The organism is Pseudomonas sp. ATCC PTA-122608, from assembly GCF_001952855.1.
Lineage (GTDB): Bacteria > Pseudomonadota > Gammaproteobacteria > Pseudomonadales > Pseudomonadaceae > Aquipseudomonas.
In genome coordinates this window covers 153662-179953 of the sequence record NZ_LPNO01000013.1, presented here as the reverse complement: position 1 = coordinate 179953, position 26292 = coordinate 153662, and the positions used below count along the sequence as shown (strand labels likewise).

At 60.8% G+C, this 26292-nt stretch carries 24 protein-coding genes; 5 read left to right on the top strand and 19 right to left on the bottom strand.

Annotated elements, in window-relative coordinates:
• Positions 1-69: 69 nt before the first annotated feature.
• From AU074_RS13555 to AU074_RS13475, 17 genes are all read right to left on the bottom strand, one after another.
• A complete protein-coding gene (locus AU074_RS13555) occupies positions 70-1452 on the bottom strand; it encodes a sigma-54 dependent transcriptional regulator (protein ID WP_076015145.1) in 1383 nt (460 codons plus the stop codon).
• Between the two features lie 6 nt (positions 1453-1458).
• Positions 1459-2670, bottom strand: coding sequence for a PAS domain-containing sensor histidine kinase (locus AU074_RS13550; protein ID WP_076015343.1), 1212 nt, complete (start codon positions 2668-2670; stop codon positions 1459-1461).
• Positions 2671-2780: 110 nt separating this feature from the next.
• The gene (locus AU074_RS13545) at positions 2781-4256 is read right to left on the bottom strand and encodes a sigma-54 dependent transcriptional regulator (RefSeq protein WP_076015144.1); all 1476 of its coding nucleotides are present in this window, start codon (positions 4254-4256) and stop codon (positions 2781-2783) included.
• A 170-nt stretch (positions 4257-4426) separates the two neighbouring features.
• Positions 4427-4723: a flagellar protein FliT gene (locus AU074_RS13540; protein ID WP_076015143.1), complete on the bottom strand. Its 297-nt coding sequence runs from the start codon at positions 4721-4723 to the stop codon at positions 4427-4429.
• A 24-nt stretch (positions 4724-4747) separates the two neighbouring features.
• On the bottom strand, positions 4748-5137 hold the full coding sequence (gene fliS, locus AU074_RS13535; RefSeq protein ID WP_076015142.1) for a flagellar export chaperone FliS: 390 nt from the start codon (positions 5135-5137) through the stop codon (positions 4748-4750).
• Between the two features lie 143 nt (positions 5138-5280).
• Complete coding sequence (fliD, locus tag AU074_RS13530; RefSeq protein WP_076015141.1) at positions 5281-6678, bottom strand: flagellar filament capping protein FliD; 1398 nt, start codon at positions 6676-6678, stop codon at positions 5281-5283.
• An 80-nt stretch (positions 6679-6758) separates the two neighbouring features.
• Positions 6759-7121 (bottom strand): flagellar protein FlaG, encoded by a 363-nt coding sequence (locus AU074_RS13525; protein ID WP_076015140.1) that lies wholly within the window; start codon positions 7119-7121, stop codon positions 6759-6761.
• A gap of 75 nt (positions 7122-7196) precedes the next feature.
• Positions 7197-8642 (bottom strand): flagellin, encoded by a 1446-nt coding sequence (locus AU074_RS13520; protein WP_076015139.1) that lies wholly within the window; start codon positions 8640-8642, stop codon positions 7197-7199.
• 266 nt (positions 8643-8908) lie between these two features.
• Positions 8909-9838, bottom strand: coding sequence for a ketoacyl-ACP synthase III (locus tag AU074_RS13515; protein ID WP_076015138.1), 930 nt, complete (start codon positions 9836-9838; stop codon positions 8909-8911).
• A gap of 301 nt (positions 9839-10139) precedes the next feature.
• Positions 10140-11723, bottom strand: a complete 1584-nt coding sequence (locus tag AU074_RS13510; RefSeq protein ID WP_076015137.1) for a flagellar hook-associated protein 3 — start codon at positions 11721-11723, stop codon at positions 10140-10142.
• Positions 11724-11737: 14 nt separating this feature from the next.
• On the bottom strand, positions 11738-13771 hold the full coding sequence (gene flgK, locus AU074_RS13505; RefSeq protein WP_076015136.1) for a flagellar hook-associated protein FlgK: 2034 nt from the start codon (positions 13769-13771) through the stop codon (positions 11738-11740).
• A 10-nt stretch (positions 13772-13781) separates the two neighbouring features.
• Positions 13782-15044, bottom strand: a complete 1263-nt coding sequence (gene flgJ, locus AU074_RS13500) for a flagellar assembly peptidoglycan hydrolase FlgJ (RefSeq protein ID WP_076015135.1) — start codon at positions 15042-15044, stop codon at positions 13782-13784.
• 4 nt (positions 15045-15048) lie between these two features.
• The gene (locus tag AU074_RS13495; RefSeq protein ID WP_032899355.1) at positions 15049-16137 is read right to left on the bottom strand and encodes a flagellar basal body P-ring protein FlgI; all 1089 of its coding nucleotides are present in this window, start codon (positions 16135-16137) and stop codon (positions 15049-15051) included.
• Between the two features lie 27 nt (positions 16138-16164).
• Entirely contained in the window at positions 16165-16860 is a 696-nt protein-coding gene (gene flgH / locus AU074_RS13490) for a flagellar basal body L-ring protein FlgH (RefSeq protein ID WP_076015134.1), read from the bottom strand.
• 53 nt (positions 16861-16913) lie between these two features.
• Entirely contained in the window at positions 16914-17699 is a 786-nt protein-coding gene (gene flgG / locus AU074_RS13485) for a flagellar basal-body rod protein FlgG (RefSeq protein WP_003214609.1), read from the bottom strand.
• A gap of 62 nt (positions 17700-17761) precedes the next feature.
• On the bottom strand, positions 17762-18502 hold the full coding sequence (locus tag AU074_RS13480) for a flagellar basal body rod protein FlgF (RefSeq protein WP_076015133.1): 741 nt from the start codon (positions 18500-18502) through the stop codon (positions 17762-17764).
• 307 nt (positions 18503-18809) lie between these two features.
• Complete coding sequence (locus AU074_RS13475) at positions 18810-20375, bottom strand: sigma-54-dependent transcriptional regulator (RefSeq protein WP_076015132.1); 1566 nt, start codon at positions 20373-20375, stop codon at positions 18810-18812.
• Positions 20376-20641: 266 nt separating this feature from the next.
• Between AU074_RS13475 and phhA the strand changes: the two genes are divergently transcribed.
• From phhA to AU074_RS13460, 3 genes are all read left to right on the top strand, one after another.
• Positions 20642-21433: a phenylalanine 4-monooxygenase gene (gene phhA, locus AU074_RS13470; RefSeq protein ID WP_076015131.1), complete on the top strand. Its 792-nt coding sequence runs from the start codon at positions 20642-20644 to the stop codon at positions 21431-21433.
• A gap of 105 nt (positions 21434-21538) precedes the next feature.
• Positions 21539-21895 carry a 4a-hydroxytetrahydrobiopterin dehydratase gene (locus AU074_RS13465; RefSeq protein WP_003214616.1) on the top strand — a complete coding sequence of 119 codons (357 nt, stop codon included), beginning with the start codon at positions 21539-21541 and terminating at the stop codon, positions 21893-21895.
• On the top strand, positions 21895-23091 hold the full coding sequence (locus AU074_RS13460; RefSeq protein WP_076015130.1) for an amino acid aminotransferase: 1197 nt from the start codon (positions 21895-21897) through the stop codon (positions 23089-23091). The genes AU074_RS13465 and AU074_RS13460 overlap by 1 nt, the downstream gene beginning before the upstream one ends.
• A 137-nt stretch (positions 23092-23228) precedes the next feature.
• Here the strand turns inward: AU074_RS13460 and AU074_RS13455 are convergent, their stop codons facing one another.
• Positions 23229-24038, bottom strand: a complete 810-nt coding sequence (locus tag AU074_RS13455) for a UDP-2,3-diacylglucosamine diphosphatase (RefSeq protein WP_003214618.1) — start codon at positions 24036-24038, stop codon at positions 23229-23231.
• Between the two features lie 133 nt (positions 24039-24171).
• On the opposite strand from AU074_RS13455, the gene AU074_RS13450 reads away from it, so the two are divergent.
• Both AU074_RS13450 and AU074_RS13445 read left to right on the top strand, forming a co-directional pair.
• A complete protein-coding gene (locus AU074_RS13450) occupies positions 24172-24963 on the top strand; it encodes an AraC family transcriptional regulator (protein WP_076015129.1) in 792 nt (263 codons plus the stop codon).
• 154 nt (positions 24964-25117) lie between these two features.
• Positions 25118-26008, top strand: coding sequence for a DMT family transporter (locus AU074_RS13445; RefSeq protein ID WP_076015128.1), 891 nt, complete (start codon positions 25118-25120; stop codon positions 26006-26008).
• Here AU074_RS13445 and AU074_RS13440 read toward each other — a convergent pair.
• Complete coding sequence (locus tag AU074_RS13440; protein WP_076015127.1) at positions 26002-26289, bottom strand: SelT/SelW/SelH family protein; 288 nt, start codon at positions 26287-26289, stop codon at positions 26002-26004. The genes AU074_RS13445 and AU074_RS13440 overlap by 7 nt on opposite strands.
• Between the last annotated feature and the right edge of the window lie 3 nt (positions 26290-26292).

Genomic DNA, 26292 nt, shown 5'->3' with positions numbered 1-26292 from the left:
GCAACAAGGGTGCCAGCTCCGTGGCATTCTGTAAGAAAAGGCGACTGGCCCTGTCGGCTTCGAGGATTTTCAGGTGGCGTAGAGGTAGGCTTCCACGTCCATCCCGGCATCGCGCATCTGCGCCAGCTTGTAGCGCAAGGTGCGCGGGCTGATGCCCAGGCGCTCGGCGGCTTCTTTGCGGCGGCCGCGCTCGGAGCGCAAGGTGTCGATGATCATCTGGAATTCGCGGCGGCGCAGGTCGTCGCCCAAGGCGCCGGCCGACTCGGCAGGCGCGGCTTCGATCTGTGGCGCGGCCGCCAGGCTCGGCAACGGCGCCGCGCCGGTGCCCATGGCCAGGCAGAAGTCCTGGGGCTGGATCAAGCCGCCCTGCTGCAAAATCAACGCACGCTGGATCGCATTGTCCAGTTCCCGCACGTTGCCGGGCCATGGGTAGCTGATCAGGCAGGCCTGGGCGTCGGCCGACAGGCGCGCCTGGGCATGCTTCATTTTATTGACGTGTTTGCTCAGCAGGCGCTCGGCCAGCGGAATGATGTCTGCCGGGCGCTCGCGCAACGGGCGCCAGGCCAACGGGAACACCGAGAGACGGTAGAACAAATCCTCACGGAAGCGCCCCGCCGCCACTTCGCCCGCCAGGTCGCGGTTGGTGGTGGCCACCACACGGATGTCCAGCTGGATCGGCTTGCGTGCGCCCACCCGCTCCACTTCGCGCTCCTGCAATACCCGCAGCAATTTGGCTTGCAGGCCCAGGGGCATTTCGGAGATTTCGTCGAGCAGGATGGTGCCGCCGTCGGCCTGTTCGAACTTGCCGGCCTGGGCGGCGATGGCGCCGGTGAACGAGCCTTTTTCATGACCGAACAAGGTGGCTTCGAGCATGTTGTCGGGGATGGCCGCGCAGTTGATCGCAATGAACGGCTGGCTGGCACGATGGGATTGCTGGTGGATGTAGCGCGCCAGCACTTCCTTGCCGGTACCGGACTCGCCGGAGATCAACACGGTGGAGTCGCTGCGGGCGACCCGGGCCGCCAGTTCCAGCAATTGCGCACTGGCCGGTTCGAAGGCAATCGGGCCTTCGCCGTCGGCGGCGCCCAGGGTGCCGAGGGCATGGCGCGCGACCAGCTCGATCAAGGCTTTGGGCTCGAAAGGTTTGACCAGGTAATCCGCAGCGCCCTGGCGCATGGCGTCGACGGCGCGCTCCACCGCACCGTGGGCGGTCATCAACAGCACCGGCAATTGCGGCTGGCGCGCACGCAACAAGCCGAGCAATTGGTGGCCGTCCATGCCCGGCATGTTCACGTCGCTGACCACCAGGCTGAAGGACTCCTGCTCCACTGCCTCCAAGGCTTCTTCGGCAGAACCTACCGCCCGGTAGTCATGGCCCGCCAGCAACAGCGTGTCAGCCAATGCTTCACGCAGGGCGCGATCGTCTTCAACCAATAAAACCTTGATAGCCATGACCTTTTACTCCGCGCTGACGGCGCATGAAAACAGCGGCAGCGTGATCAACGCGCACGTGCCGCGACCCAACCGGGAATGCAGCTGCAATTCTCCCTGATGGGCACGGGCGACTGCCTTGACCACGGTCAGGCCCAGGCCGGTACCGTTGGTTTTGGTGGTGAAAAAAGGTTCGCCGAGGCGTTGCAGCACCACCGGGTCAATCCCGCTGCCACTGTCGCTGATGCTCAGGCGCAGGGTGTCGCCACGGTTGTACAGGTGAACCTTGAGCCGCGCCCCGGGGCCGCTGGCCTGGGTCGCGTTTTCGATCAGGTTGAGCAGCGCGCCTACCAGCGTGTCGCGGTTGCACAGCAACTCGCCGTGATGGCTGTCGCACTGCCAACGGACTGACGCTTCCTGAATATGGGTGGCGGCGGCGGCTTGCAGGGACTGCATCAATAACGCCGGGGTGACGCGATCGGTCAGCGGCAATTCGCCGCGGGCAAACACCAGCATGTCGCGCACTTGATGCTCCAGCTCGTGCAAACGCTCCTTCAAGCGACCGGCAAAACGCTGGTGAGTGGCTGCCGGCAACTGCTCATCAGTCAAATGACTGGCGTAAATCAGCGCAGCGGACAACGGCGTACGAATCTGATGGGCCAGGGAAGCGACCATCCGCCCCAAGGACGACAGGCGCTCGTGGCGAGCCAACTGGTCTTGCAGGTGGCGGGTTTCAGTCAGGTCGTTGAGCAACACCAACTGGCCGGGCTCTGCGTCCAGGGAACGGGTGGCGATGGACAAGCGGCGCCCGTCCTTGAGAGAGATTTCGTGGCCGTCGTCTTCCCGCGGCGCAAAGCAGCGGGTGATGACTTCGCGCCACAGCTCGCCTTCCAGCGGCAGGCCCAGCATGTCGCAGGCGGCCGGGTTGGCTTCGCGCACGCGGCCTTGGTCGTCGATGACGATCACGCCACCGGGCAACAGGTCGAGGAGATTTTGCAGACGGTTAGCCAGGCGCTCTTTCTCGGCCAGCTCTTCCATGCGCTGGGCACTGACCACCGCCAACTCGCCTTTAAGCTCGGAAACCCGCGCTTCCAACAGGCTGTAGGAGTCAGTCAACTGGCTCGACATCTGGTTGAACAGGGAAAATGCCTGTTCAAGCCCAAGGCGGCTGATCTGCTCTACGGAGGGAGCAGGCCCCTGAATGTCAGGGACCGAAGATAGTTGGGCGGCGTGGGGCATCATGCTCTCTCGCTTGGCTGACCGTCAGTTAAACGGAACGTTGCGAGTGCTGTAGCAATACCCGTGCCGAAAAAAAACCGCTGATTAATCAGCGGCTTGAAAAACAGGCGTCAATCATCCGCCTGTTCATCACCTTCTTTGCGGCTCATGCCGTACTTGCGCATCTTCTCCACCAGGGTGGTGCGGCGGATGCGCAGGCGTTCGGCGGCACGGGCGACGATGCCGTTGGCGTCGTCGAGGGCCTGTTGGATCAGGCCTTGTTCGAGGCTACCGAGGTAGTCTTTCAAGTCCAGGCCTTCCGGCGGCAGCATGGCGGTGGAACCGAGGTCCGGCGTATGGCCGTTGATGGCCACGCGCTCTTCCAGGTCGCTGCGCAGGCTGTCTACCAACTGCTCGTCTTCGTCGTCGACGTAGCGGAATTTCTTCGGCAACTCGACCACGCCGATCACCCCGTACGGGTGCATGATCGCCATGCGCTCCACCAGGTTGGCCAGCTCGCGGACGTTGCCCGGCCAGCCGTGGCGGCACAGGGACATGATCGCCGCCGAGTTGAAACGGATCGAACCGCGTTTTTCGTGTTCCATGCGCGAGATCAGTTCGTTCATCAGCAGCGGGATGTCTTCGACGCGCTCGCGCAGGGGCGCCATTTCGATCGGGAATACGTTGAGGCGGTAGTACAGGTCTTCGCGGAAGCTGCCGACCTCGATCATGCTTTCGAGGTTTTTGTGGGTGGCGGCAATGATGCGCACGTCGACGCTTTGGGTCTTGTTGCTGCCCACGCGCTCGAAGGTGCGCTCTTGCAGAACCCGCAGCAGCTTGACCTGCATCGGCAGCGGCATGTCGCCGATTTCGTCGAGGAACAGGGTGCCGCCGTTGGCCAGCTCAAAACGCCCGGCACGGCTGGTGATCGCCCCGGTAAAGGCGCCCTTCTCGTGGCCGAACAGTTCGCTTTCCAGCAGCTCTGCGGGAATCGCTCCGCAGTTGACCGGCACAAATGGCCCGTCGCGGCGCTTGGAGTGGTAATGCAGGTTGCGCGCGACCACTTCCTTGCCGGTGCCGGACTCGCCGAGGATCAGCACGCTGGCATCGGTGTCGGCGACTTGCTGCATCATCTGGCGCACGTGCTGGATCGCACGGCTGGTGCCGACGAGGCTGCGGAACAGGTTGGGTTCGCGGTGACGGCCACGCTCGCGGGCCTGGTCGTACATCTCGCGGTAGACCTGGGCACGGTGCAGGGAGTCGAGCAATTTGCTGTAGCTGGGAGGCATTTCGAGGGTGGAAAGGACACGACGGCGCTGGTCTTCCGGCAGGTCGACAGAAGAAATATCGCCCATTAGCAACACCGGAAGGAACTCATCCCAGGTTGACAGTGTCTTTAACAAGCCCAGAACGGCGCCGGGAGCGCTAACCGTACCGATCAGCACGCAAATGACTTCACGACTCGACGACAAAGAGCTGACCGCCTGCTGCCAATCATGGCTGCCGCAGGGTAGATTTTCTTCGCCAAGAAAATTCAGGATCACCGCCAGATCGCGGCGCCGAACGCTATCGTCATCGATCAGCAGAATTTTGGTTTCACGCCACATGCAATAGCAACTTCCCTAGTAAAACTTAATGCCCTCGAGTTGGGGCAATCTAGATAGCTGTAGGCATTTTCTGCGCTACAGCTTTCTGACGTCTGAAAATAGCACTAGTTAAGTCAAAAATATGTGCACAGTCAAATTTATGACGCGCCTTGTTCGGATTAACTGAGCCTTCAGCCGAACAGATGGTAAACCTTTGACGCACTTTCCGCTCGGTTGATCTGCGACATCTCCTCGAATATCGCCTGGCGCTCCCCGGTTGTCACCTCAAGCAGCTGCTGATAAACCGCCAGCAAACTCTCCAGCTTCTCCCGCAGGGCATCCTCGTCCACCGGCGCATTGCTCAGCGCCTCATCAATTACCGCACGGCATCCCAGGTCCAGTTCGCCAATGGCGTCCCAGTTGCGGGCAACCAATGCGTCCATCAAGGCTTCGCGGGTTTCGTCAATCCGTTGCAGGGCGTGACTCATGACATCTTCCTCAGGCCAGCAGGCCTACAGTGTTGCAATACCGTCCCAGCCTTCCTTGAGCGTAATCATCAAGCCGGCCACTTCGTCGATCATCTCGACATCGTTCTTGGTATTGGCTTCAAGCAAACGCGTAGTCATGTAGGCGTACAGGTTATCCAATTGCTGCAAGGCGGCCGGATCGTCGGTTTTTTCCGGGTTCAGGCCGTCACGCAAACCAATCAGGATATCGATCGCCTTGCCCAGCAACAGGCCTTTTTGCGCGATGTCACCACGAGCCATGGCGCCCTTGGCCTGGGCCATGCGGTCCAGCGCGCCTTCCATCAACATCTGAACCAGACGGTGCGGGCTGGCCTCGGAGACCTGGGCATGGGAATTGACCTTCTGGTATTGGCGAAGGGCTCTCATGGGATTCATGTTTCTACCTCGTGACAGGCAACAGCTAAAAAGAATGGGCTCTGACTATTATGTCGACGGTGTCGCAAAAAACTTTAAGCCGGCGGTCTGCTGAAGGTGCGCCCGATGAAGGTTTTCACTTCACCGGACGGCTTCATTGAGGATCAATCGGTCTTGGGATTGTTCAGCGCATTGAGCGTGGTCATTACGCTCGACCGTTGAGCGGTGAGCTGTGCCACCAGGCTGTTCATCGTAGTGTACTTGGCAGTCAGGCTCGTCTTGAGTGCAGCCATGCGCGCGGTCAGGCTGTCCTGCTGCACTTGCAGGTCCTTGATGTTCGCCGTCAGCGTCGAAGAACGCGAGGCCAGAACCCCGGTACCGCTCAATGCATAGCTGTCAGTCGCCGTTTTCATACGCGCGAGCAGGCCATTGTCACCGTTGAAAATGCCGCCGATGTCAGTAGGGTTGGTGGCAATTGCCGCACCGAACACCTTGTCATCGATGCTCAACTTACCGGTTGTCTGGTCAGTGTTTACACCAAATTGAGCCAGGGACTTCAACGTACCCGAGCCCGCCAATGAGTTCAGCTCGTTACGCAGGGCCGACTGCAAAGAACGCATCGTGGCATCGCCCGTCAGCGCCGCAGACGTAGTAGAACCATCCGCGTTAGTGGTGACTTTGGTCTCAGTGCCGATCGCTGTCATCAAGGCGTTATAGGTATCGACAAACCCCTTTACCGAACTCTTCAGGGTGTCGTTACTGCGGGTGACCGTAATGGTCGAGGCTATTCGCTTGCTTTCGTCGCTAACACCGGTGGGCAACGCGGACACCGCGGTCAACTTGATAGTCACGCCGCTGATTGCTTCGGTCAGGGTATTGCTCTTGGACTCCTGAGCGGTACCGTCAATGGTGTATTTCGCATTCACCGGCGGGCCGCCGACAACGGTAGTGCCGGTTTCCAACCCGGTGTTACCACCCAGGGTAATGTCTGTACCGGCGCCGGTATTGGTCGACGTCACGACCAGCCGGGAACCGGTTGCGTCGGTCAGGATGTTGGCACTCAGGCCAGCGCTGCTGTACTGCGCGTTGATCGAGTCACGCACTTGCTGCAACGTTGCGCCAGGAGGAACGCTGACACCATAGCTCTTACCTGACTGGGAAATCTCCAGGGTCGTAGCCGTAGAGCCACTATTGACGACGCTCTTCGCCCCACCCGCGAAGTTCTGGGTAGCAATCTTTGAGGCGGTCGCCAATTGGTTGACCACCAACAGGTAGCTCCCCGCAGAAGCACCGGCACCCAGGGTGACGGTAGAAACGTTGGCATCCGTGGTCGCCGCCGTCAGGCCGCCGATACTGGCGTCCTTGGTCATAGTGTCCATAGCGCCGCGGAACGCATCGAGTGCCGCTTGAATCTTGCCGATCGAGGACAACTGGGCGGTCTGCGTCTGCGACTGCTTGTTGATCTGCGACTGCTTGGGCGCCTGCTCAGCGTTCACCAAGGCCGTAACGATAGACTGGGTATCAATGCCCGTTACCGGGCCGCTGACGGATATATCACCCATGATGTTTCTCCTGATACGGGGCTGGCGCTTTCTTGACGGACGGCGCCTCAAGCAGCTACAGCAACAAAATTCATGCCAGCTCAGACTTTAGCGTCAAACAACACATTGCTGGCGTCGTGAAGACTTTGTGCGAGTTTCAATGCGGTTTCCGACGGGATCTGACGAATGACCTCGCCACTGTCGGTCGCAATGACCTTGACCACCACCTGATGGGTGGAGTCATCAATGGAAAAATCCAGGTTGCGCTGGGCAGCCTGGACAAATTTGCGAATATCGTTGACGGCCTTTTCCAGGTCGTCCGGTTTCGTTTCCTGCTTGGGCTTTACTGCTGCGACGGTTGCATCAACCTTGGGGGTCTGCAAGTCGGCAGTCACAGGGGCAGGCGCACTCTGTGGCGTTGGGGCAGCAGGATAAGACTGGTTCAACTTGACGCTCATGTCCATGTCCAATCTCCTCATCACGCAAAAGACAAAAGGGCACGTAAACGCGCCCTTCCGTCAGTCATCTACCGATGGCTATTACTGAAGCAGCTTCAGTACAGCGGATGGCAGTTGGTTGGCCTGGGACAGGATCGCAGTGGAAGCCTGTTGCAGGGTTTGTTGCTTGGTCAACTGAGCAGTTTCAGCAGCGTAGTCAACGTCCTGGATCTGACCGCGAGCGGCGCTGGAGTTGTCGGAGATGCTCTGCAGGTTGGCAACGGTGTTGTCGAAACGGTTTTGTACAGCACCGAGACCGGCACGCTGGGAGTCGATGTCCGAGATCGCCTGGGTGATCACGTCGATCGAGTTCTGTGCGTTGGCAGCAGTGGTGATGTCAGTGTTGTTGACGGTGGTTTTGGTGGAGTTGGCAGCAGTACCAGTAGCTGCGAACAGACCCGTCACGCCAGCGCCGCTCAGCGAGTAGCTGCTGGAGGAGTTCAGCGACACTGCACCAGTGGCGATGATCGGACCGGCATCCAGTGCAACGGCAGTGCCGGCAGTACCGGTACCATCCAGGGTGGCAACCTTGATACCTGCAACAGCACCGGCGTCGCCAGCGTTGAAGGTCAGGTTCTCACCGGTATCGGACTTGACCGACAGTGCCTTGGTGGTCGAATCGAAGTTAACGGTGATGCCCAGCTTGGCAGCGTTGGACTTCAGTTGGTCAGCCAGGTCAGAAGCGCTGGTTACGCCAGTGAACTGGACCGCAGCACCGCTACCGACTTTCAAGGTGAAGTTGGCGCTGGCAGGGGTTGCAGCAGCGATGGCAGTGGAGTCAATGGTGAACTGGGCAACAGTGCTGGCAGTAGCAGCCAGGCCGCCTACAGCGCCGTTCATTTGCGCAGCGATCTGCTGGGCCGAAGCACTGGCAGCGATGGTCAGGCTCTTGGACTGGCCGCCACCGGTAACGGTGAGTGCGCCGCCGACAACACCTGTTGCGCTTGGAGCAACGCCTTGGGATTTCAGCTGCTGCGAACCAATGTTGTTGGCTGCAACGTTACCGATGCTCATGTCGATGGTCTGGTTGGCGTTGGCGCCGACCTGGAACGAAGTAGTACCGAAAGAACCGTCCAGCAGGTTCTTGCCACCGAAAGTAGTGGTGGTAGCGATACGGGTCAATTCAGCAGTCAGTGCTGCGTATTGAGCCTGGTTCGACTTACGGTCGTCAGCGCTTGGCGAGCCGTTGGCGGATTGCAGAGCCAGGGTACGCATGCTTTGCAGGATGTTGGTGGACTGCTGCATGGCGCCTTCAGCGGTCTGAGCAATCGAGCTGCCGTCGTTGGCGTTTTTGATTGCAACGCCCAGGCCGTTGATCTGGCTGGTCAGACGGTTGGAGATTTGCAGGCCGGCCGCATCGTCTTTGGCGCTGTTGATACGCAGGCCGGAGGACAGACGCTGCATGGAAGTTTGCAGGGCGCCGGAAGCCTTGTTCAGGTTGTTCTGAACGTTCAACGAAGCAAGGTTAGTGTTTACTGTTAAAGCCATGACGAAATCCTCGTGGGTTGTTTACTGCGGCTTCCGGCCCTGGCAACCGCCGGGTGTGGCCTAGAGAACCTTCGTAATAGTTATCGTCGTGAAAGCAGGTTGCTTGAGGACTTTTTTGATTTTTTTTACTAGCACGATGCCACCCCTTGTAATTCAAGCATTTACGATAGCCCAAACCCCCGCAATTGCTGGCTTTTTGGCGCCAAATAAAAAACGCCCATGATCTTTCGATCATGGGCGTTTTTTTGTGCAGCGCCTTTAAGGCATCAAGGGCGATGCAAAATCGCCGAGCCCCAGGACAGGCCTACGCCAAAACCACTGATGGCGACGCGCTTCCAGGTGGAGTCGAGCATGTGTTTTTCCAGCAGCAGCGGAATGCTCGAGGACACGGTGTTGCCGGTCTCGACCATGTCCTTGATGAACTTGTCCACCGGTGCATCTTCAAAACGCCGGGCCACGGCGTCGACAATCGCCGCACTGCCCTGGTGAATGCAGAACGCGTCAATCTCGTCAGCCTTGAGGTCCGATTCGTTGAGCAGCTCATGCAAATGCGCCGGAACCTTGAGCAAGGCGAAGTTGAATACCTGGCGGCCATTCATGAAGAACACGCCATCACTGACCTTCAAGTGCGGTGCACCCGAACCGTCAGTACCGAACTTGGCCTTGCCCAACTGCCAGGGCGCGTCTTCGCCCATCCAGGTGGCCGTCGCGGCATCACCAAACAGCATGGTGGTGTTGCGGTCTTCCGGGTCGACGATCTTCGAGTACGGATCGGCGGTGACCAACAGGCCGTTTTTCAGGCCAGTGGCTTCCATGAAGCCCTTCATCGCATAGATGCCGTAGACATAGCCCGAGCAGCCCAGGGAAATATCAAAGGCCGCCACGTTCGTCGTCAGGCCCAACTTGTCCTGGACGATGGCGGCGGTGTGAGGCAAACCCTCTTCGTCGCCGTTCTGGGTGACGACGATCAGCACATCAATGGATTCGCGCTTCAAATCCGGGTTGTTGGCAAACAAGGCGTTGACCGCCTCGACGCACAGATCGGAGGTTTCCTGTGCAGCATCCTTGCGCGGCAGGAACGCCGAACCGATCTTGCCAATGATGAATTCTTCATCCTTGGCGAATTTGGCACCCTGGGCGTAGTTATCGATCCCGTCTGCCGGCACGTAACTGGCGATGCTTTTTATGCCAATCATTGTGGCTTCCCAATACTAAATAGCTGGAGAACACCCCGCGGAACACATCGCCGGGTGCTGACAATAATGGGGATAACCCCGCAAAAAACTCGCCGAAAACCGCCTTTAACCCTGGCGGCAGGCCCTCGCGGAGACCTGGCGACGACCTATCCTTTTCACACGATACAGTGAAGATGCGCTTTATGACTCACAGGTCACTCAATTTTCTGCGCTTTGTGCGAAACACGGGGACATACAAGCGCCAAAAACGACAACGGCCCACCCCATTTCTAGGGTGAGCCGCAGGTTTACAGCCGCCGAATCACATCTTGCTGAACAGGCTCAACTGGGAGATTTTCACGAACGCCAGTTGCGAGGCCTGCAGCATGGTCTGCTGCAAGGTCAGGTCAATCGCCGCCTGCCCCATATCAACGTTGGCCAGGGACGACATGGTGGAAGTATTGGCCAGGCCCAGGCTGGTGTTTTCCGTGCCTTGGATATCCATGGCGTTCTGGCGCGCACCAATGGAGCCGCGTACCTGGTCGATCTGGGCCGAAGCGTTACCCAGGTTGCCAATGCTCGTGGCGACCACGTCCTTGAGGTTGTTCAAGGCAACCGGATTGCCGTCCGCCGGGGTTTCCAGGGCCTTGCGCAATTGGCTCAGGGTATCCAGGGCATTCATGTTCTTGTTGCTGGTGGCGCCGACCGAGAACTGGTCACCGGCGCCTGGCGTGCCACTCACACCAAAGGTCAGGCCGGCCGTGGTGATCGACGTCGCGCCGGCAGCCATGGTGCCGCTGGCAATGGCCTTGCTGTCGGCACTATACGGCTGGGCGAACACCTGGTAATCGGTGCCACTGGTGAACTTGATGACCGCCCCCGAGTTGGGAAAGGTGCTGGTATAAGCCGCCGGGTCCGTGACGCTGCCGCCAGTCAGTTGCGCGGTGGACGGATTGCTTGCCGTACGCGAGATACTGAAGCTGTCGGGCTTGGTTGCCAGGGAGAATTCCTTGCCCGCCACCAACGCATCGGACGCCGCGCCCGGCGCAACGTCCTTGCCCAGGTTCAGCCGGATGTCGAACGTGACGCCCCGCAGGCTGACGCTGGAGGAGCCTTCCTTGGTGGAGTCAAACGTACCGTTCCCGGTGATCTCAGAGGTGACGTCGTTGCCGTCCTTGTCGGTCACGCTGTATTGGGTGCTGCTGGCGAAGGTCAGCTTGTACGGCTGGCCATCGGAAAAGCTGTTGGCAAACTTCGTGCTCGACGTGACCAGGCCCGCCGAGATCCCCACCGTGCCGTCGTTCACGGCAGGCGGCAGCAACGTTGCCTGAGTGCGACCGGTGTTGGACGAGCTTTCCAGCAGCGCCTTGCCGGTATCGCCCATGGAGATCGAGAGGTTGTTCGAAATCTGCAGGCTCAGGGGCGTCTCGTCACCCTGATAGGTGTAGGTGCCGTCATTGTTGCGGGTGTACGGCGGCGTATCGGTCTTGGCACCGGAGAACATGTAGTTGCCGCTGGAGTCCTTGGAGTTGAGCAAGCCCAACACCTGGTCCTCCAGCGCGCCGACCTGGGCGGCAATCGCCTTGCGATCGTCATCGCTCTTGCCGATGTTACCGGCCTGCTGCGCCAAGCCCTGGGCGGTCTGCAACGCGGTGTTGATGCTCTGCAGCACGCTCTCTTCGTTGGTCAGGGAGTTTTGCAGGGTGGTGATGTTGGTGTTGTATTGCCCCAACATGTCTTTCTGCTGCTGCAACATCAACAACTGGGCAGCGGCCACCGGGTCATCGGAAGCGGTCTGCACCCGGACGCCGGAACTCGCCTGGTCCTGGGCCTTCACCACACCGGAATAGTTGTCCTGGTATTTGGCGGAGCTGGTGTCGAAATACTGCTGTGTAGAAATACGCATCGTCCCAGACTCCCTTAAAGTGCGTTGATCAGTGTGCTGAAGGTTTCCTGCGCCGCCTTGATGATCTGCGACGACGCGGTGTAGTACTGCTGGAACTTGATCATGTCGCCCGCCTCTTCATCCAGGTTGACCTGGGACACCGAGTTGGCAGCCGCCTTGTTCGCCGTCAGCAGCGCGCCCGTCGCGGTACTGTCGGTATTGGCCTGGGCGGCCTTGGAGCCCACTTGGGACACCAGGCGGCTGTTGGCACTGACCAGGCTCACGCCCCCGTTGCCGTCCGTCACGCCGACGGTTGCCTTGGTTTGCAGCGCCAGCAGCGACTGGGCGTTGCGGCCGTCGGAGGTGGCGCCACTGTTGAAGGAGAAGGTGGTGCTGTCGTTATTGGCCGGCGAGCCGCCAACGGTGGTATCAAAACTGAAGCTCTTGCCGGTGATCACGGCACCGCTGGCATCGCGCATTGGCACATTGATGGTGATCTTGTTGCCCTGGCCCGGAATGATACTGCCGGTGCCGATCTTGAAGCCTTGGGCGTCGGTGACGGTGTACGGCTGGGTGCCGTCCGCGGCCTTATCGCCGAACACCATTTTCACCGGCATCGAGTTCTCGATCCCGGTGCGCAATTGGGCCGTGTCGGCGCCGCCGTGAATATCCAGCGGCACCGTCAACTGCGGCGGCGTGAACGTGCCGGTGCCGCTGTTCTTGCCGGCAACACCCGCCAATGGGCCGGCGAACGCGAGTTTATTCGGGTCCGTCAGGTCGACGCCGATCCCGCTGGCGCCATTGCTGGTGGGGCTGACCTTGAAGCTGTCACCCGCCGCCATCGGCCCTTTGCCATCCAGCGCCAGGGTGAAACCGTCAATCACCGGCGGCGGCGTGGTAGCGGTATCGAACGAGCCCATGGCCTTGCCGTCGGAACGCACCACGTTGTACAGGTTGCCGCTGGTGAACGTGACTTTGTAGTCGTAGGTCGTCAGCTTGCTGCTGTCGGCAATCGACACATTCAGGTTGCCTGAGCCGGCGCTGTTGCCCGCGGTCCCCTGGCTACGCTGGGAGATGGCCGCCGCACTGTTGATATCGCTGAACAGCGAAGAGCCGAAATCACCGTTCAGGTCCAGGCCCTGGCCCAACTGGTTGTTGATGGTATCGGCGGTGACGATGGCCAGTCGGCCAAGGTCATTGATCGCGGGCATCAGCACATCACTGCGATAACGCATCAGGCCGCCAATGCTGCCACCGCTGACCACCGAACCGATGTCCATGGACGTGCTGCCCATGTTGATCTGGATGGTGTACTGGCTGCTGTCGTTCTTGCTCGGCACTGCGGAAATGGTATTGGCGACATCACCGTCTACCAGCGACTGCCCGGTGCCGGTGGTGATGTTGACCTGGCCGTCCTTTTCAGTGGCCGTGACACCGATCAGTTCATTGAGTGAGCGCACCGCTTCGTTACGCGCATCCAGCAGGTTGGCGGGCGCGTTGCTCGTCGAGCCCTGGACCTGGGAAATTTGCTTGTTCAGGGACGCAATCGAGGAGGTCAGCTTGTTGACCTGATCGCTCATGGTGCTCAACTGGCCGTTGATGCTTTCTTTCTGTTGGGTCAACTGCGAGGAAATCGCGTTGAACCGGTTGCTCAAGGTCTGGGCACTGGTCACCAGCAATTGCCGGGCGGACACGTCACTGGGGGTGGCCGCAGCAGTCTGCGCTGCCGCGAAAAAGGCGCTGAGCACGGCCGACATGCCGGTGCTCTTGTCCGACAGGGTCTTGTCGATCGCACTGGCCTGGCCCAGGTAGGCGTTGGCGTCGCTATTAAGGGCGGTGCTGTTCTGGTAAGCGGTGTTCAGAAAGTCGTTGTACACCCGGCGCACATCCGCCAGGGTCGTACCGGTGCCGATGAACACACCGCCGAACGCATTCGACGCACTGGCGTTCTGGGTGGTCTGCTGACGCGAGTATCCCGGGGTGTTGACGTTGGCGATGTTGTTACTTAAGACCGACAACGATCCTTGGGCGGCATTGAGCCCCGACATCCCGATATTGAGCAAACTCATGATTCAGACCTTATAAATGAGTGGAAGCGCCCGCGGCAGCGTAGTTCTGGTAGCTGTTCATCGTTTTTGCGATCTGCGAAATCTTGCTGGCGTAATCCGGGTCGGTTGCATAACCGGCTTTTTGCAACTCGCGCACAAACTGTTCCGGGTTGTCGGCTGATTTCACAACTTCTTTATAGCGATCATTGCTTTGCAGCAACGTCACCAGGTCATGGAAGCTGTCCTGGTAAGAGTTGTAGGAACGGAACTGCGCCGTCTCCTTGACCATCGCCCCGTCACGAAACTCGCTGGTGATTGCCCGGGCCTGTTCGCCCTGCCAACTCTGGCCGGCCTTGATGCCGAAGAGGTTGTGGCTGCTTGTGCCGTCCGTGGCACGCATCACCGATTTACCCCAACCGGTTTCCAAAGCAGCCTGGGCCACCAGGTAGCGTGGGTCGATGCCAATCCGTGCGGCGGCCTGCTTGGCCATTGGCAACATGGTGGCGACAAATTCGTCCTGCGAGCTGAAGGCTTTTTTCGCTGGCGCCAGCGGCGGCTGAGCCACAGCGCGACCGTAAACCTGCATCTGCCCGTGAGGGGGCAGTGCGGCAAGGCTGCGGGCGGAACTGTTGACCACACCGTCATCGGCGGCGCTGTTACGCAGCGGCGTAGCTTTGGCGGTGGTAGTGGCATCGGCACCCGGCACGATGCCGGCCAGCAGGCGATCCGTCAGTTTGCTCGGCAACGAGATGCGGCGCTGGTTCATCAGCGCCATGTCGTTGGCGTGGGAGCCGGTGCCCTCAGGCACCGCCACGCGGTACGCCCACAATGGCCGCTGACCATTGCTGCGGCCCAGCGGGCCATCAGCCTTGGTACCAGCGGCAATTTCGGTCGGCACATCCACCTTCTTCGCGGGAACCGCCGGGCCTTGCAAGGTGGCCGCCTGGGCGTCCACCGGTTTGTTCTTCTGCATCTGGCGCAGCAGCACGTCCGCCAGGCCGATACCACCGCCCTCGCGAGACAAGGAGACCGCCAACTGCTGGTCGTACATTTCCTGGTACTGCTTGGCCGCCGGTGTATTCAGCGGGTTGTCCTTACCCAGGGCTTCGGTGGCCGAGCGCATGGACTTGAGCATCTCGCCGAGAAACAGCGACTCGAATTCCTGCGCGACCTTGCGCATGTTGCCGTCGCTGTTCTTGTCGCCGAACTTCAACTGGTTCAGCCGGTTGAGGTCGGAATAAGAACCCGAGTCCGCCGTGCTGGTCAGGCCGCTTTTGCGCATGTCCATGGCCATGGCGTCAGATCACGATCAGGTCGGCTTGCAAGGCGCCGGCCTGTTTCAATGCTTCGAGGATCGCCATCAAGTCGCCAGGCGCTGCGCCCACCTGGTTCACCGCGCGGACAATCTCGTCCAGGGTGGTACCAGGGCCGAACTTGAACATCGGCTTGGCTTCTTGCTGGGCATTCACCCGCGAACGGGGGACCACGGCGGTCTGGCCGTTGGACAGCGGGCCAGGCTGGCTGACGATCGGGTCTTCGGTGATGGTCACGGTCAGGCTGCCGTGGGTCACCGCCGCTGGCGAAACCTTGACGTTCTGGCCAATCACGATGGTGCCGGTCCGCGAGTTGATGATGACTTTCGCCACCGCCTGGCCCGGGTCAACCTCAAGGTTTTCCAGCAACGACAGGTAGTCCACACGCTGGCTTGGGTCCAGCGGTGCGGTGACACGCACCGAACCGCCGTCGATGGCCTGGGCCACGCCCGGGCCGAGCAGCTCATTGATCTTGTCGACCACGCGCTTGGCGGTGGTGAAGTCCGAACGGTTGAGGTTCAGGGTCAGGCTGTTGCCCTGGTTGAAACCGCTGGGCACGGTGCGCTCCACCGAGGCACCGCCGGGAATCCGGCCGGCCGACGGCACGTTCACGGTGATCTTCGAACCGTCACGGCCTTCGGCATCAAAGCCGCCCACCACCAGGTTGCCCTGGGCAATCGCGTAGACGTTGCCGTCGATACCTTTGAGCGGGGTCATCAGCAAGGTGCCGCCCCGCAGGCTTTTCGAGTTACCCATGGACGAGACGGTGATGTCGACCACCTGCCCCGGCTTGGCGAACGGCGGCAAGTCAGCACTGATGGACACTGCCGCGACGTTCTTCAACTGCACGTTGCCCGAACCCGGCGGTACCTTAATGCCGAACTGCGAGAGCATGTTGTTGAAGGTCTGCAAGGTGAACGGGGTCTGGGTGGTCTGGTCGCCGGTGCCGTTAAGCCCCACCACCAGGCCGTAGCCGATCAACTGGTTGGACCGTACGCCGGAAATGCTCGCGATGTCTTTCAAGCGCTCAGCCTGGGCGCCTGCGCTCAGGGCCAGCAGCAACATCGCAGCCATCAGCTGTTTGAAGTTCAAAGTGATCACCTAGAAAGGGAACAGCGGGCTAAGGAAGAAACGGTCAAACCAGCCCGGCTGACTGGCGTCAGCAAACGAACCCGTACCCGAGTAGGTGATGCGTGCATCGGCAATCCGTGTCGACGGCACGGTGTTGTCGGTGGAGATATCGTCAGCGCGAACCATGCCTGCAATGCGCACCAGTTCGTCACCGGTGTTGAGGGTCATCCACTTCTCGCCACGCACGGCAATGATGCCGTTGGGCAGCACGTCGGCCACGGTCACGGTGATCGAACCGGTCAGGCTGTTGCCCTGCCCCGCCGCACTTTTGCCGTTGGTGGCGCGGTCGCCGCTGTAGCCGGCGTCGAGGCTCAAGTCACCGCTGCCTACCGGATTGTTGGTATTGAGGCCACCGCCAAACAACGAGGTCAGGCCGATGCTGGTCTTGCTGGTCTTGCCGATCTGCGAGTTGGCGTTCTTGCTCGCCTGGGTCTTCTCGTTCAGCGTGATGGTGATGATGTCACCCACCCGGAACGCCTTGCGGTCGCTGTACAGGTTCTGTTCGAAACCGGCCTGGTAGATCGAGCCATTGTTGGCGGCAGCCGGCAGCGGCGTGCGCGGCAGCACCGGCGCATAGTACGGGTCATTGGGCTTTGGCGTCGGGGCGACACAGCCCGCGAGCACAGCAATCCCACTCAATGCCAAAACAGAAACATAGCGATTCATGACCCATACCTCACGGTGTTGCAGGCGCCTTCAAGGACGCCCCATAGACTTGATTACAGATTCTGCGTTACGAACGAAAGCATCTGGTCGGCGGTGGAAATCACCTTGGAGTTCATCTCGTAGGCGCGTTGAGTGGTGATCATGTTGACCATCTCTTCAACGGTGCTGACGTTGGATGTTTCCAGGGTGCTTTGCAGGGTGGTACCAAAGCCGTTGAGGCCCGGGGTGCCGATTTGCGGCGCGCCGCTGGAAGCGGTTTCCAGGAACAGGTTGTTACCGATCGCCTGCAGGCCGGCCGGGTTGATGAAGTCGGCGGTTTGCAGGTTGCCGATCACCTGGGAGGCCGGGTTGCCGGCCACGGTGATCGACACGGTGCCGTCGTTGCCGACGGTGAAGGTCTGGGCGTTGTTCGGCACCACAATCGCCGGCTCCAGCGCGAAGCCGTTGGCCGTCACGACCTGGCCGTTGGAGTCCAGGTGGAACGTACCGTCGCGGGTGTAGGTGGTGGTGCCGTCCGGCTGCAGGATCTGGAAGAAGCCCTTGCCGTTGACTGCCAGGTCCAGCGGCTGACCGGTTTGCTGCAAGTTACCGGCGCTGAAGTTTTTCTGGGTGCCAACAATCGCCACACCGGTACCCAGTTGCAGGCCCGACGGCAATTCGCTGTCCTGGGTCGACTGGGCGCCAGGCTGCTTCTTGATCTGATAGAGCAAGTCCTGGAACTCGGCGCGGTCACGTTTGAAACCCGTGGTCGACACGTTGGCCAGGTTGTTGGAAATGGTGGTCAGGTTGGTGTCCTGGGCGGACAAACCGGTTTTGGCAACGTATAGAGCCGGAAGCATGTTCTTCTCCTTCGTGCGCCTGTTTTATGGCGCCGCGCTACAAAATTAGTGTGTGGCTGCTATCAGCTCATTGCCAGGACGCGGGTCATGGCCTGGTCGTCTTCTTTGGCGCTGTTCATCATCTTGATGTGCAATTCGAACTGCTTGGACAGAGCCAGTACCGCCGTCATTTCTTCAACCGCGTTCACGTTGCTCGCCTGCAGGAAGCCCGACGTCAGCTTGACATTGGCATTGGCTTGCGCCGGCTGGCCATCCTTGGTGTGAATGGTGCCGTCGAGGCCCTTGGTCATGTTCTTGAGGTCGGGCTGCACCAGCTTGATCCGGTCTACTTCAGCCATCACCCGTGGGCCTTCGCCCATGGCGCGGATGCTGATGGTGCCGTCCTGGCCGACTTCGATCTGCTGCTGGGGCGGCACGGCAATCGGGCCACCGTTGCCCATGATCGGCATCCCGTTGCCGGCCCGCAGCACGCCCAACGCATCGACGTTCATGCTGGCGCTGCGCACGTAGGATTCACCGCCATCCGGGGTTTGCACGGCCATCCAGCCATCGCCGCTGACGGCCACGTCGAGGTCACGGCCGGTTTCAATCATCGCGCCAGGGGAAAAATCCGTGCCTGGGCGCTCGGTCAAGGCAAAGGCCCGCGCCGGAAAGCTGTCACCGAACACCGGCATCGAACGCGCCTGTTCCAGGTCACGCTGAAAACCATTGGTGGAAACGTTCGCCAAGTTGTTGGCGTGGGCCTTCTGCGCCAGTGCATTCTGGCTGGCGCCGGTCATTGCCACGTAAAGGTACTTATCCACGCTCTTTCCTCTTTCTGACGGACGCTTGCCGCCCACCGCTGTACTGATGAGGCTTAAGCAATTTGCGAACCAACTTTTGGAAATGCGGAAAAGTCCAGGCGGGGCGGGGGTTTGCGGTTTGAGTTGCGCAAATGACGGCTTGAGGAGAGTCGAAAAAACGGCGGACTTATGCCGCTAACGGCAAGCGCAGGTATCAAGACCGACAAAGAACCAATGTGGGAGCGGGCTTGCTCGCGAATGCGGTGGGTCAGTCTGTACATAGGGCGACTGTCAGACCGCATTCGGGAGCAAGCCCGCTCCCACAGGTTTAACCGCGTTCGGCCTTGAGCACTTCGTAGTCCCGCAACTTGTTGGCAATGGTGGTGTGGGATACACCCAGCCGCTTACCTAATAGACGGCTGCTGGGATGCTCGGCATACAGCTGCTCCAGCACCGCCTTCTCGAAGCGCCCGACAATTTCCTCCAGCCCACCTTCAAGGGAGAAATCCCCCAGTGGCTGGCGCACGCCATAGTCCGGCAGGCGAATGTGCTCAGCCTTGACGGTGCCGCCCTCACACAACGAAACCGCCTGGAACAGCACGTTCTCCAACTGCCGCACATTCCCCGGCCAGTGGTAATGGCTGAGGCGATCCATCGCCGCCGGCGCCAGCTTGGGCAGCGGGCAGCCGATCTGCCGGCTGGCCTGATCCAGAAAGTGTTCCACCAGCGGCGGCAAACCATCGAGGCATTCGCGCAGCGGCGGGATATGCAGCGAGAGCACATTGAGACGATGGTAAAGGTCCTGGCGAAATTCGCCCCGGGCGCACAGTTCGGAAAGGTCCACCTGCGTCGCGCAGATCACCCGCACATCCAGGTACACCTCTTCATCACTGCCTACCCGGCGGAAGCAGCCGTCCTGCAGAAAGCGCAGCAACTTCACCTGCAACCGCGCACTCATTTCCCCGACACCGTCGAGAAACAACGTGCCGCCCGCCGTCAGCTCCAACAGCCCCAACTTGCCCTCCGCCCTCGCCCCTTCAAACGCGCCAGGCCCGTAACCAAACAACTCGGTCTCGGCCATGGACTCCGGTAACCCGGCGCAATTAAGCGCCATCAACGGCGACTGCCCGCGGGGGCTGGCCAGGTGACAGGCGCGGGCCAGCAGCTCTTTGCCGGTGCCGGTTTCGCCTTCTATTAATAGAGGGGCATCCAACGGCGCCATGCGCCGGGCTTCACGGACCACGGCGGCCATGACTTTGGAGCTTTGAAAAATGCTGTCGAAGCCCCGCAGCTCCTGCTTGCGCACATTGTAGATACGCTCACCCACGCGGTCGGCGCGGTGCAGAGTCAGCACGGCGCCGGCCATGGCTTCGCTGTCGTCGTGTTCGGAGGATTGCAGCGGGGCGATATCGGCCAGGAACACATCGCCCTTGACCTTGACCCGCAGACCGTTGATGCGCGACTTGCTGGCCCTTACCAGTTCCGGCAAATCGAAGTCTTCGGCGTAGCGCGACAACGGAATGCCCGGCACCTCATCCACCCGCACCCCAAGCAACTGCGCCGCCGCACGGTTGGCGGCGACGATGGAGCCGCCCATGTCGATGGACAGCACCGGAAATTCCAGCGCGCCCAGCAGCGCATTCAGTTCCATATGCCGACGCTCGCTGGGCATCAGCCCTACCCGCTTGACGCCAAATACCCCGGCAATCGCTTCGAACTGCGGGCGCAATGCCTGGAATTGCAGGTTCACCAGGTTCGGGCAGTACAGGTAAATGGCGTTGCCGTGTTCGCCGCCGACCTCGCCCTTGGCGACGTTGACGCCGTACTCCACCAGCAGGTTGAGGATGTCCCGCAGGATGCCGATGCGGTTCTGGCAATGCACTTTGATACGCATGAGAAGGCCCGAAGAAGTGAAGGCGCTGCGTCTATTTGCCGCTGGGCGCAGATAATCGTCAAGATTATGTGACAGCCGTGAGGCGATTCACACCCAAAACACGCCACATACACAGCGAATCACCTTAAGCGTAACGAAAATTTTACGAAACCCGGTAAGTTTTCCTACGGACCTATGGCGCAGGAGGATGGCTTCTTGGCCCAGGCGGCGTATCAATAGGCTCATCCCAGGACATAACAAGAACGAATGCCTAGCAGGAGAGCAGTATGAAGCAGACGCAGTACGTGGCCCGCGAGCCCGACGCGAACGGTTTTATCGACTACCCGCCCGAAGAACATGCGGTGTGGAACACCCTGATCACGCGCCAACTGAAAGTGATCGAGGGCCGCGCCTGCCAGGAATACCTGGACGGCATCGACAAGCTCGGCCTGCCCCATGACCGCATTCCGCAACTGGCGGAGGTCAACAAAGTGCTGGCCGAGACCACCGGCTGGCAAGTCGCCCGGGTCCCGGCGCTGATCCCCTTCGAGACCTTTTTCGAATTGCTCGCCAACAAGCAGTTTCCGGTGGCGACGTTTATTCGTACCCGTGAAGAGCTGGATTACCTGCAGGAACCGGACATTTTTCACGAGATCTTCGGCCACTGCCCACTGCTGACCAACCCCTGGTTCGCGGAATTCACCCACACCTACGGCAAGCTCGGGCTGGCCGCGACCAAGGAACAGCGCGTGTACCTGGCGCGCCTGTACTGGATGACCATCGAGTTCGGCCTGGTGGACACGCCCGAAGGCCGGCGCATCTACGGCGGCGGCATCCTGTCTTCACCCAAGGAGACCGTGTACTGCCTCTCGGACGAGCCCGAGCATCAAGCCTTCGACCCGCTGGAAGCGATGCGCACGCCGTACCGCATCGACATCCTGCAACCGCTGTACTTCGCACTGCCCAACCTCAAGCGCCTGTTCGAAGTGGCGCAGGAAGACATCATGGGCATGGTGGAACGCGGGATGCAGCTCGGCCTACACGCACCGAAGTTTCCGCCCAAGCCAAAAGCGGCTTGAGCCGTGGCTTTTCGGGCCAGGTGAGTCTGTTCCCTGGCCCCGCGTTGCTTTAGGGTGACGCCACTGACGACCGTTTTCCAAACACTCGATTTCAGGAATCCCCACATGACCACCTTGAACCAAGCCCACTGCGAAGCCTGCCGCGCCGACGCCCCGCAAGTCAGCGACGAAGAGTTGCCGGTGCTGATCAAACAGATCCCGGACTGGAACATCGAAGTACGCGATGGCGTGATGCAGCTGGAAAAGGTCTTCCTGTTCAAGAATTTCAAATTCGCCCTGGCCTTCACCAACGCGGTGGGCGTGATCTCCGAAGCTGAAGGCCATCACCCGGGCCTGCTCACCGAATGGGGCAAAGTCACCGTGACCTGGTGGAGCCACTCCATCAAGGGCCTGCACCGCAACGACTTCATCATGGCCGCGCGCACCGACGAAGTGGCCAAGGATGCCGAGGGCCGCAAGTAATGCATTTTGACGCGATTGGCCGGGTGCCCGGAGACCCGATCCTCGGGCTGATGGAGCTGTATGCCCAGGATCCGAACCCGAACAAGTTCGACCTCGGCGTGGGCGTGTACAAGGACGACCAGGGCCTGACGCCGATCCCGTATTCGGTGAAACTGGCCGAGCAGCGCCTGGTGGAGCAACAAACCACCAAGACTTACATCGGCGGCCATGGCAATGCCGCGTTCGGCACGCTGATCAGTGAGTTGGTGCTGGGCGCTGGTTCGCCGCTACTGAGTGAACGTCGCGCCGGCGCCACGCAGACGCCAGGCGGCACCGGCGCGCTGCGCCTGAGCGCCGACTTTATCGCCCACAGCCTGCCTGGCCGCGGCGTGTGGCTGAGCAACCCGACCTGGCCGATTCACGAAACCATCTTCGCCAAGGCCGGGCTCAAGGTCAGCCATTACCCGTATGTGGGCAGCGAAAATCGCCTGGATGTAGCGGCGATGCTGGCCACGCTGTCCACGGTACCCAAGGGCGATGTAGTGCTGCTGCACGCCTGCTGCCACAACCCGACCGGCTTCGACCTGTCCCAGGATGACTGGCGCCAGGTGCTGAAGATCGTCCAGGAGCGCGAGCTGCTGCCGCTGATCGACTTTGCCTACCAAGGTTTTGGCGATGGCCTGGAACAGGATGCGTGGGCGGTGCGGCTGTTGGCGGCTGAGCTGCCTGAAGTGCTGATCACCAGTTCCTGCTCGAAGAACTTTGGCTTGTACAGTGACCGTGTAGGCGCGCTGATTGTGTGCGCCGCGAACGCCGAGAAGCTGACGGATGTGCGCAGCCAACTGGCGTTTATTGCGCGGAACTTGTGGTCGACGCCGCCGGATCATGGTGCGGCAGTCGTGGCGACGATTCTCGGTGATGCCGAGCTGAAAAAGCGCTGGGCTGACGAAGTTGAAGCGATGCGGGCGCGGATTGCGCAGCTGCGTTCCGGGTTGGTGGAGGCGCTGGCGCCCCATGGGTTGTCGGAGCGGTTTGCGCATATCGCGGCGCAACGCGGGATGTTTTCCTATACCGGGTTGAGTGCGGAACAGGTGAAGCAACTGCGGGAGAAGCACAGCGTGTATATGGTCAATTCCGGGCGTGCGAACGTGGCGGGGATTGATGCGACGCGGTTGACGCTGTTGGCCGAAGCCATCGCGGATGTTTCCCACACCTAACTGAAGAAACCGGCTCCAAATGTGGGAGCGGGCTCGCGAAAGCGGTGGATCAGTCGAATTATCTGGTGACTGACACTCCGCATTCGCGAGCAAGCCCGCTCCCACATTTAGACCGAGTGAGTCTGTGGGGTTGAGGCTTAGCCCGCGACCATCTCGGCCTTTAGCTGCGCTTCCTTGGCCTGGGCATCCGCCAATCGATACAACTCGATATGCCCGTCCCAGTGCTCGATCAGCGCCGTGCACGACTCCACCCAATCCCCGCAATTGAGGTAATCCACCTCGCCCACCTTGCGAATCTCCGCATGGTGAATATGCCCGCACACCACGCCGTGCAATTCGCGCTTGGTCACTTCATGGGCAATCGCTTCCTCAAAATCACTGATAAAGCTGACCGCCGTCTTGACCTTGTGCTTGAGGTACGCCGACAACGACCAGTAGCCGTAGCCATAACGCGCCCGCCAGTGGTTCAGCCAGCGGTTGAGCGTGAGGGTGAACTCGTAGGCCGAATCGCCGAGGAACGCCAGCCAGCGGTGATAGCGGGTGATCACATCGAACTGGTCGCCATGGATCACCAGCAGATGCCGGCCATCGGCAGTCACATGCACCGCTTCATCCACCAACTGGATATTGCCGAGGATCAGCTTCGAGTAACGCCGCAGAAACTCATCATGGTTGCCGGTGACGTAGATCACCTCGGTGCCGCGCTTGCTCATGGTCAGCAGTCGGCGGATCACGTTGGTGTGGGCCTGGGGCCAATACATGCCGCTGCGCAGTTTCCAGCCGTCAATGATATCGCCCACCAGGTAGACCTTGTCCGCGTGGTAGCCCTTGAGGAAGTGTGAGAGGTGTTCGGCCTGACAATCCCGTGTGCCCAAATGCACATCGGAAATCCACAGGGTACGCACGCGTTGCTTGCGGCTGGGTTTGGCGAGTTCGGCGCTGGTCATGGGCATGCCTCACGGGGTTTTCGCGAGCTTGCGCCCACGGGATTAATAGCCCATGACAGTGTTGCGTCAGTCTGATGACAGCGCCCAAGGCGGGCGAAGCGATGTAAACTGCGGGCCTGCCCAGGAGACTGCGATGAGACCCAACCTCACGCTACGCCACTACGTCGAAGAGCCCATCGCCCACAGCCATGACCACGCGCAGCTGGTGTTTGGCCTGTCCGGGCATCTGGACTTCGAGGTGGATGGCCTTGGCAGCCAGGTGCAACACAGCAGCGTGATGGTGCTGCCCTACGCCGCTCATCACGCATGTATCAGCCGCGATGGCAGCCGCTGCCTGGTGCTGGACGTGCCCGATGAGCACTGGTTGGCGCAGTCCCTGGGGGAGCATGCCGACGCCAGCCGGCGCTTGCTCGACCGGTCCGCCCACCTGACCCTCGACAATCGCCAAACCCAACTGGTGCAGTGGCTGGCAAGCAGCCCGGTGGACGATCCGCTGATCGCCCAGCAAGGCGCCGTGTTACTGCTCGCCAGCCTGAATTTCGTACAGCCGCTGGCGGGCAAGCGCCTGCCGTATGCCGCGTTCGATGCGCACATCCAGCGGCATGCGGCACACCCACTGCAAGTGGCCGACCTGGCGAAGATCGCCGACCTGTCCGTCGCCCGTCTGCATGCGCGGTTTATCGCGGAGTGCGGGCAAACGCCGATGGACTACATCCGTACCCGGCGCTTACAGATGGCGCGCGACCTGTTGCGCAACAGCCAATTGCCCATCGGCGAGATTGCCGCGCGGGTTGGCTATGGTTCGCAAAGTGCATTTGCTGCGGCGATGTTGCGCGAGTTTGGCCTCTCGCCCCGAGCCTTCAGACAAGCACCGTCCAGTGTGGGAGCTGGCGTGCCTGCGATAGCATCACCGCGCGCTATCTGAACGACCGAGTTGTCTGCATCGCAGGCAAGCCAGCTCCCACAGGGATCTTCACCCAGCAAGAGCCCTGCGACAAAACCCGCGAGCCCAACGACAGATGCAAACGCCTGCAACCCTCTAGACTGCGATCCTGTAAACCCGTCGTTTAAGGATCGCAATGACTCCCCGCACAGCCCTCGGCGCCCTGCATATCGGCGCATTGATGTTTGGCCTCACTGGCGTGTTCGGCAAACTGGCGGCCGCCTCGCCGGCAATCATCGTGTTCGGACGCGCCGCCTTCGCGGTGCTTGCCCTGGCGATCTTCGCGCGTTTCGCCAGCAACACCACCTGGCAGAAGCTGCAAGCCCGCGACTGGCGCCGCCTGCTGGTCAGCGGCCTGTTGCTGGCCGGGCATTGGGTGAGTTTCTTTATTGCGGTGAAGGTCGCGGGTGTGGCCATCGCCACCTTGGGCTTCGCCACCTTCCCGGCCTTTACGGTGATCCTCGAAGGCCTGATTTTCCGCGAGCGGATTCGCGCCAATGAAATCCTGCTGGTGGTGCTGGTGAGCATCGGCCTGGTGCTGGTCACGCCGGACTTCAACCTCGCCAGCCAGGCCACCAGCGGTCTGTTGTGGGCCGTCGGTTCCGGCTTGCTGTTCTCGCTGCTCTCACTGAACAACCGCGCCAGTGGGCGCATTCCGCCGGTGCAGGCGGCCTTGTGCCAGAACGTCGTGGTAGCGCTGTGCCTGTTGCCGGTGGCTGCGCCTGAACTGGCGCAGGTGCGCGCATTGGACTGGCTGTGGATCGGCCTGCTGGGTGTGTTCTGCACGGGTCTGGCCCACAGCCTGTTTGTCGCCAGCCTCGCGGTGCTCAAGGCCCGCACCGCCGCGGTGGTATTTGCCATGGAGCCGGTGTACGGCATCACTATGGCCTGGCTGCTGTTTGCCGAAACCCCGACCCTGCGCATGCTGATGGGCGGCGCGCTGATCATCGTCGCCATCGTGGTGTCCGGCCTGATGGGCAGCGCCAAACCGGCCAAGCAGCCGGCCGCCACGACCGAGGTTCACTGAGTGCGGTCGTTGTGCCCCAGGTCCCGTTGCGGGTCGATCTGGTCGCGCACCCGTTGCTTGAGCACCTTGGCTTCCGGAAAGCCGCCATCCGCCTTGCGCTCCCAGATCTGCACGCCATCGCAAGTGATGCGAAACGCACCGCCAGTGGACGGCTCCAGGGCCACTTTGCCGAGGTCATCGGCGAACGTGCTCAGCAGCTCCTGGGCCAGCCAGGCGGCGCGCAGCAGCCACTGACACTGGGTGCAATAAGTAATGACAATCTCGGGTTTGGCCACTGACATGAA

Bases quoted from the DNA above. Each gene is read 5' to 3' on its own strand.
- AU074_RS13495 (WP_032899355.1), bottom strand. From the start codon at position 16,137: ATGGCTGCGATGTTGCTGCTGGCCCTGAGCGCAGGCGCCCAGGCTGAG.
- AU074_RS13515 (WP_076015138.1), bottom strand. From the start codon at position 9,838: ATGATTGGCATAAAAAGCATCGCCAGTTACGTGCCGGCAGACGGGATC.
- flgK (WP_076015136.1), bottom strand. From the start codon at position 13,771: ATGAGTTTGCTCAATATCGGGATGTCGGGGCTCAATGCCGCCCAAGGA.
- fliD (WP_076015141.1), bottom strand. From the start codon at position 6,678: ATGGGTGATATATCCGTCAGCGGCCCGGTAACGGGCATTGATACCCAG.
- flgG (WP_003214609.1), bottom strand. From the start codon at position 17,699: ATGCTTCCGGCTCTATACGTTGCCAAAACCGGTTTGTCCGCCCAGGAC.
- phhA (WP_076015131.1), top strand. From the start codon at position 20,642: ATGAAGCAGACGCAGTACGTGGCCCGCGAGCCCGACGCGAACGGTTTT.
- AU074_RS13520 (WP_076015139.1), bottom strand. From the start codon at position 8,642: ATGGCTTTAACAGTAAACACTAACCTTGCTTCGTTGAACGTTCAGAAC.
- AU074_RS13540 (WP_076015143.1), bottom strand. From the start codon at position 4,723: ATGAGTCACGCCCTGCAACGGATTGACGAAACCCGCGAAGCCTTGATG.
- AU074_RS13445 (WP_076015128.1), top strand. From the start codon at position 25,118: ATGACTCCCCGCACAGCCCTCGGCGCCCTGCATATCGGCGCATTGATG.
- AU074_RS13545 (WP_076015144.1), bottom strand. From the start codon at position 4,256: ATGTGGCGTGAAACCAAAATTCTGCTGATCGATGACGATAGCGTTCGG.
- fliS (WP_076015142.1), bottom strand. From the start codon at position 5,137: ATGAATCCCATGAGAGCCCTTCGCCAATACCAGAAGGTCAATTCCCAT.
- AU074_RS13455 (WP_003214618.1), bottom strand. From the start codon at position 24,038: ATGACCAGCGCCGAACTCGCCAAACCCAGCCGCAAGCAACGCGTGCGT.
- AU074_RS13555 (WP_076015145.1), bottom strand. From the start codon at position 1,452: ATGGCTATCAAGGTTTTATTGGTTGAAGACGATCGCGCCCTGCGTGAA.
- AU074_RS13440 (WP_076015127.1), bottom strand. From the start codon at position 26,289: ATGTCAGTGGCCAAACCCGAGATTGTCATTACTTATTGCACCCAGTGT.
- AU074_RS13510 (WP_076015137.1), bottom strand. From the start codon at position 11,723: ATGCGTATTTCTACACAGCAGTATTTCGACACCAGCTCCGCCAAATAC.
- AU074_RS13450 (WP_076015129.1), top strand. From the start codon at position 24,172: ATGAGACCCAACCTCACGCTACGCCACTACGTCGAAGAGCCCATCGCC.
- flgH (WP_076015134.1), bottom strand. From the start codon at position 16,860: ATGAATCGCTATGTTTCTGTTTTGGCATTGAGTGGGATTGCTGTGCTC.
- AU074_RS13550 (WP_076015343.1), bottom strand. From the start codon at position 2,670: ATGCCCCACGCCGCCCAACTATCTTCGGTCCCTGACATTCAGGGGCCT.
- flgJ (WP_076015135.1), bottom strand. From the start codon at position 15,044: ATGGCCATGGACATGCGCAAAAGCGGCCTGACCAGCACGGCGGACTCG.
- AU074_RS13525 (WP_076015140.1), bottom strand. From the start codon at position 7,121: ATGGACATGAGCGTCAAGTTGAACCAGTCTTATCCTGCTGCCCCAACG.
- AU074_RS13475 (WP_076015132.1), bottom strand. From the start codon at position 20,375: ATGCGTATCAAAGTGCATTGCCAGAACCGCATCGGCATCCTGCGGGAC.
- AU074_RS13465 (WP_003214616.1), top strand. From the start codon at position 21,539: ATGACCACCTTGAACCAAGCCCACTGCGAAGCCTGCCGCGCCGACGCC.
- AU074_RS13460 (WP_076015130.1), top strand. From the start codon at position 21,895: ATGCATTTTGACGCGATTGGCCGGGTGCCCGGAGACCCGATCCTCGGG.